4 protein-coding genes are annotated in these 6,656 nt (G+C 69.2%); all 4 read left to right on the forward strand.

What is annotated here, in order from left to right; genetic code table 11:
- The gene (locus tag VB737_RS08655; protein WP_500312459.1) at positions 1-1,515 is read left to right on the forward strand and encodes a GMC oxidoreductase; all 1,515 of its coding nucleotides are present in this window, start codon (positions 1-3) and stop codon (positions 1,513-1,515) included.
- Entirely contained in the window at positions 1,512-4,220 is a 2,709-nt protein-coding gene (locus VB737_RS08660; protein ID WP_500312460.1) for an MGH1-like glycoside hydrolase domain-containing protein, read from the forward strand. The genes VB737_RS08655 and VB737_RS08660 overlap by 4 nt, the downstream gene beginning before the upstream one ends.
- Positions 4,221-4,230: 10 nt before the next feature.
- On the forward strand, positions 4,231-5,871 hold the full coding sequence (locus VB737_RS08665; RefSeq protein WP_500312461.1) for a GMC family oxidoreductase: 1,641 nt from the start codon (positions 4,231-4,233) through the stop codon (positions 5,869-5,871).
- 8 nt (positions 5,872-5,879) lie between these two features.
- The coding region (locus VB737_RS08670) for an HlyD family secretion protein (protein WP_500312462.1) at positions 5,880-6,656 on the forward strand (777 nt) is incomplete at its 3' end.

A 6,656-nucleotide genomic window follows, 5' to 3' on the forward strand; every position in this document is an offset into this window, starting at 1 on the left:
ATGATCATCGACGACACCCACTACGACGTGATCCTGATCGGCAGCGGCGCCGGTGGCGGCACCCTGGCCGCCGCCCTCGCCGACGGGGGCCACAGCGTGCTGCTGCTGGAGCGGGGGGGCGTGATGCCCCAGGCGGATCAGAACCTCGCCGAGGTGGGGCTGTTCCGCAAGCCCCGCTACCACCCCGAGGAGCCGTGGTTCGGCACCGATGGCGACCCCTTCTCCCCCCAGATGGTCCATGCCATCGGCGGCAACACCAAGATCTGGGGTGGCGTGCTCGAGCGCATGCGGGAAGCGGAGTTCACGGGCGTGGCGCTCCAGGAGGGTCCGTCCCCGGACTGGGAGCTGCGCTACGACGACCTGGCCCCCTGGTATGAGCGGGCCGAAGCCCTTTACCGGGTCCATGGCGTGGCCGGTGCCGATCCCACCGCCCCCGCGAGGCAGGGCCCCTATCCCGCCGCGCCGCGGCCGGTGGAGCCCTTCCTGGTGGAACTGCGCGCCGCCTTTGAGCGCCACGGACTCCATCCCTACGACCTGCCCCTGAGCTGGTCCGAGTCGGCGGTCGATCCCACCGGGGATGCCGAACTGTTCGGCGTGGATCCGGCGCGCGGCTCCGGCAGCGTGACGGTGAGGGAGAAGGCCAAGGTGCTGCAGTTGCACGTCAACCCGTCGGGCCAGGAGGTGCGTGGCGTCGAGGTGGAGATCGACCGCCAGCGCTGGCTGTTCCGCAGCCACCAGGTGGTCCTGGCCGCCGGGGCCATCGGCACGCCGGAGATCCTGCTGCGTTCCGCCACCGACCACCACGCCCGTGGCCTGGCCAACGGCTCCGACCAGGTGGGCCGCAACCTGATGAAGCCCCAGCTCACCTCGATCCTGCAGCTGGCGGCCGCCCCCAACTCAGGCCGCTACGCCCGCGGCCATGGCATCACCGACTTCTACTGGGGCGACAAGAACGTCGACTTCCCCCTCGGTTCGATCCAGAGCGGCGGCGGAGTGCTCCAGGACGCCCTGTTCGCCGAGTCGCCGCCTGTGCTCTCCCTGGTGACCCGCCTGCTGCCGGACTTCGGCCTCGAGCAGCTGGCCGCCCGCTCGATCACCTGGTGGGCCATGAGCGCCGTGCGGCCCGATCCCCACAATCGGGTTGCCCTGCGGGGCCAGCAGCTGCAGATCCACTACACCGCCAACAACCGCGAAGCCCACGACCGCCTCGTCTACCGCTGGATCGACTGCCTCAAGGCCGTCGAGGCCGACCCCCTGACCATGGTCGCCAAGGCCGCCCCCACCCACCCCCGCGGCGAGGCGCCCCTGCCGGTGATCGGCGGCGCCTGCGGCACCTGCCGCATGGGCTCGGATCCGGCCACCTCGGTGGTGAACCTCGACGGCCGCAGCCACGAGGTGGCCAACCTCTGGATCGTCGATGCCAGCGTGCTGCCCTCCTGTCCGTCGGTGGGGGTGGGGCTCACGGTGATCGCCAATGCCCTGCGCATCGGCGCCGCCCTGAAGGCGTCCCTATGACGGCCAGCGTCCCCAGCGCCGCCGCCATCGACGCCATCACCCCGTCGGAAACCCGGCGGATGGCCGAGCGCGACCACGGCCTTGCCCCCTGGAGCCTCTGGGGCAGCTACCTGAGCGAGCGCCAGTGGGGCACCGTGCGCGAGGACTACTCCGCCGACGGGGACGCCTGGCGCTCCTTCCCCCACGACCACGCCCGCTCCCGCGTCTACCGCTGGGGCGAGGACGGCCTGCTGGGCCTCTGCGATGAGCAGTGCCGGCTGTGCTTCTCGCTGGCCCTGTGGAACGGCGTGGACCCGATCCTCAAGGAACGGCCCTTCGGCCTCGGCAACCCCGAAGGCAACCACGGCGAGGATCTCAAGGACTATTTCTTCCACCTCGCCAACACCCCGACCCACAGCTTCATGCGGGGGCTGTACAAGTACCCGCAGCGGCCCTTCCCCTACGCCGACCTACTGGCGGAGAACGGCCGCCGCGGCCGCGACCAGCCCGAGTACGAACTGGTCGACACGGGCATCTTCGACGACAGCCGCTACTTCGATGTCGTCATCGAGTACGCCAAGGCCGGCCCGGAGGACCTGCTGATCAGGCTACGGGTCACCAACCGCGGTCCCGAGCCGGCCCCCCTCACCCTGCTGCCCAGCCTGTGGCTGCGCAACACCTGGCGCTGGGGCTATCCCGACGAAGTCGAGCACCGGATCCGCCCGCTCGCCGGCGCCGGCGGACCATCGATCGTCACCGATGCCCTGCCCCATCTCGGGGTGTACCAGCTCGACTGCCGGGAGCCGGGCAGCTGGATCTTCACCGACAACGAAACCAACAGCGAGCGGCTCTGGGGCCAGCCCAACGCCACGCCCTTCCAGAAGGACGGCTTCCATCGCCATGTGGTCGATGGCGAGGCCGGCGCCGTGAATCCGGCCCTGGTGGGCAGCAAGGCGGGTCGTGTGCTGCAGCGCACCCTGGCCGCCGGCGAGGAGTGGCTGGTGGAGCTGCGCCTGCATCGGGTCGATGGCCCCGCACCCGGCCCGGCCGAGCTCGGGGAGGCGTTCGGGGCAATCTTCAGCGAGCGCGAGCGGGAGTGGCAGGAGTACTTCGAGCATCGCGTTCCGGGGCTCTCCGAGGACGACCGCCGCATCCACCTGGCCGGCACCGCCGGGCTGCTCTGGTGCAAGAAGTACTACGGCTGGAGCGTGATGCGCTGGCTCGAGGGCGACCCCACCGGCACGCCCCCGCCGGCCGAGCGGCGCCACACCCAGAACGCCTATTGGGAGCGGCTGCACGCCCACGACGTGATCTCGATGCCGGACTGCTGGGAGTACCCCTACTTCTGCCAGTGGGATCTGATGTTCCACTCGGTGGCCTTCGCCGTCTTCGATCCGGCCACGGCCAAGGAGCAGTGCATGCTGCTGCGCAAGCCCCAGTACACCGCCCCCAACGCCCAGACCCCCGCCTACGAGTGGGCCCTGTCCGACCCCAACCCCCCGATCGGCGCCTGGGCGGCGATGCGCATCTATCAGATCGATCGCAAGAACAGCGATGCCGCCGATCTCTCCTTCCTGCGCGCCGCCCTGCGCAAGCTGATCCTGGAGTACGGCTGGTGGGCGAACCGCAACGACCGCTCCGGCGACAATGTGTTCGAGGGGGGATTCCTGGGGCTCGACAACATCGCCGTGTTCGATCGGCGCTTCCCCCTGGCCGACGGCAGCATCATCGAGCAGTGCGACGGCACAGCCTGGATGGCCTCGCTCAGCCTCAACCTGCTGCAGATCGCCGTGGAGCTGAGCCGCGAGGAACCGGAGTACGCCGACATCTGCGAACGCTTCGTGGTCGATTTCGTGCAGCTGGCGATCGCCCTGAACAATCCCGCCGGCCGCAACTACCTCAACTGGGACGAGGAGGACGGCTTCTACTACGACGTCATCAAGCGGCCCGACGGCAGCGTCGACTACCTGCGCACCCGCTCCATCTCGGGCCTGGTGCCCCTGCTGGCGGTGCAGAGCTTCGACATCGACACCGTGGCACGGCTGCCGATGCTCGATGTTACCCACACCCTGGCCTGGTTCACCCACGAGCGCACCACTCCCTCCTGGGTGGTGGAAAACCTGGGAATCTGGAACAACGACCGGGTGCTGTTCACCCTGGTGCCCAGGGAGCGGCTGCAACGCATCTGCGAGCGACTCTTCGATGAGGAGGAGTTCCTCTCCCCCCATGGCATCCGTTCCCTCTCCAAGGTGTATGAGCGGCACCCCTACACCTACACCGAAGGCAGCGAAAGCCAGACGCTCGCCTACAGCCCGGCCGACAGCCCGGTGGCGATGTTCGGAGGCAACTCCAACTGGCGCGGGCCCGTGTGGATGCCGATGAACTTCCTGCTGATCGAATCGCTGCAGAAGTTCGCCCATTTCTACGACGACAGCTTCAAGGTGGAGTTCCCCACCCGTTCGGGCCACTGGATCACCCTCTGGCAGGCCTCCCTGGAACTGGAGAAGCGGCTGGTGGGTCTGTTCCGCCGCGACGGCCGGGGCCGTCGCCCCTTCCTGGGAGATGTGGAGCTGTTCCAGACCGATCCCCACTGGCGCGATCTGATCCTGTTCAACGAGTACTTTCACGGCGACAATGGCAGCGGAGTGGGTGCCTCCCACCAGACCGGATGGAGCGCCATGGTCTGCAAGATGCTCAACCAGCTCCACCGCTATCCCGAAGGCTGATCCCCCCGCCATGAGCACCCCGTCCTCCAGCGCCGCGATCGCCGGTCCCAGCCCATACATCTCGCCCCTGCCGCAGGCGGAGCAACTGCAGGTGGGCCACGGGGCCCACTTCGATGTTGTGATCATCGGCAGCGGCGCCGGCGGCGGCACCCTGGCCCGCCACCTGGCCCCCACGGGCCTGAAGGTGCTGGTGCTGGAGCGGGGCGACTGGCTGCCCCAGGAACCCCAGAACTGGGACGCCGAAGCGGTGTTCCAGCAGAACCGCTACGTGTCGAAGGATCCATGGCTCGACAGGCACGGCAAGCCCTTCCAGCCCGGCAGCCATTACTTCGTCGGAGGCGCCACCAAGATGTACGGCGCTGCCCATTTCCGCCTGCGCCAGCAGGATTTCGAGCAGCTGGCCCACTTCGATGGCACCTCGCCGGCCTGGCCCCTGCGCTACGCCGACTTCGAGCCCTGGTATCAGAAGGCCGAGGAGATGTACCACGTGCACGGCCAGCGCGGTGAGGATCCCACCGAGCCGCCCTGCAGCGGCCCCTACCCCCATCCGCCGGTGGCCCATGAGCCGCGGATGCAGCAACTCGTCGACGACCTGCGCTCCGCCGGGCTCCATCCCTTCCACGCCCCCAGCGGCGTCCAGCTCGATGAGGCCCACATGGCCTTCAGCCGTTGCCGCAAGTGCAACTGCTGTGATGGCTTCCCCTGCCTGGTGCACGCCAAGTCGGACGCGGAGGTGCTGGGCATCCGGCCGGCCCTTTCGCAGCCGAACGTGTCCCTGCTGACGCGGGCCCAGGTGAAGCGCCTGATCACCGATGAATCCGGCCGCACGGTGAAGGCGGTGGAACTGGAGCGGGACGGGGAGCCGCTGACGGTGAGCGGTGATGTGGTGGTGGTGAGCTGCGGCGCCGCCAACAGCGCCCGGCTGCTGCTGCTGTCGGCGAACGACCGCCATCCCCGCGGCCTGGCCAACGGCTCCGACCAGGTGGGTCGCCACTACATGTTCCACAACAGCAAGGCGATGGTGGCCCTGGCCCATGAGCCGAACCGCACCATCTTTCAGAAAACGGTGTCGATCAACGACTGGTATCTCGGGGATGCCGACTTCGACTACCCGATGGGCAACATCCAGATGACGGGCAAGACCAACGGCACGATCATGAAGGGCTACGCGCCACTGGAAACCTTCCTGATGCCCGGCTGGAGCATGGACAGGATCGCCGAACACGCCCTCGACTTCTGGATCTCCAGCGAGGATCTCCCCGATCCGAACAACCGGGTGACCGTCACCGGCAGCGGCCAGATCCAGCTGAGCTACACCCCCAACAACCTCACCGCCTCGGCGCGCCTGGTGAGCCGCCTGGAGGGCCTGCTGGATCGGCTCTATCTGCGCAACCACCTGGTGGAGCGGCAGTTCTATATCGCCAACAGCATGGGCATCGCCGCCGTGGGGCACCAGGCCGGCACCTGCCGCTTCGGCAGCGATCCGGCCACCTCGGTGCTCGACCTCAATTGCAAGGCCCACGAGGTCGACAATCTCTACGTCGTCGACACCAGCTTCATGCCGACGATCGGCGCCGTGAACCCCTCCCTCACCGCCATCGCCAATGCCCTGCGGGTGGGCACCCACCTGGTGGAACGGCTGCGGGGCTGAGGCCGTCCATGGGCACGCCGGAGGACACGTCGGAGCGGCAGGTGCTGGTGGCCCTGGGCAGCGCCTGGGCCCTGACGGCCGGGTGGTTCCTGTTCTGGCCGGTGCCCACCGAGGTGGTCGGCCGGGGGGTCGTGATCGTGCCCGGCGGCGCCACGGTGATCGATTCCCGGGCCGAGGGCCAGATCCTCAGCCTGCCGGTGCGGGAGGGCCAGCGGGTGAGCCGGGGCCAGACCCTGATCCGCCTCTACCTGCCCACCCTGGAGCAGCAGCTGCGCCGCCAGGAGAAGGACCTGGCGGAGCTGATCCGCATCGACGCCGATCTCGACCGCCGCGACCGGGCGCGGCTGGCCTCGGCCGGGCGGCTGCGGGATACCGCCCTGGCCCAGCTGGAGGGCAACCGCGAGCGCCTGGACGCCCTGCGTCGCGTCTACGACCAGAAGGTGGCCGATTTCCGCCATCTGGCCCGCCGCGAGGTGGTGGCCCCCCTGGCCGAGGAGGTGGTGGCCAGCGAGGACCGGGCCATCCAGCTCGACAACAGCGTCGCCGAACTGGGCATCCGGCAGCGGGAGGCCATCGACGCCTGGGAGAAGGTGAGGCTCGCCATCGAGACCGAAGCCCAGCGGCGGCGCTTCGCCATCGAGGACGCCCGCCGCGCCGTCCGCGTCACCCGGACCCGCCTGGCCTACGACGGCACCCTCACCGCCACCCGGGACGGGCGGCTGCTCGACCTGCAGGTGGTGCGGGGCCAGACGGTGAAGCCCGGGCAGCGCCTCGGCACCCTGGGC

The sequence above is a fragment of the Synechococcus sp. BA-120 BA3 genome, assembly GCF_034931285.1.
Lineage (GTDB): Bacteria > Cyanobacteriota > Cyanobacteriia > PCC-6307 > Cyanobiaceae > Cyanobium.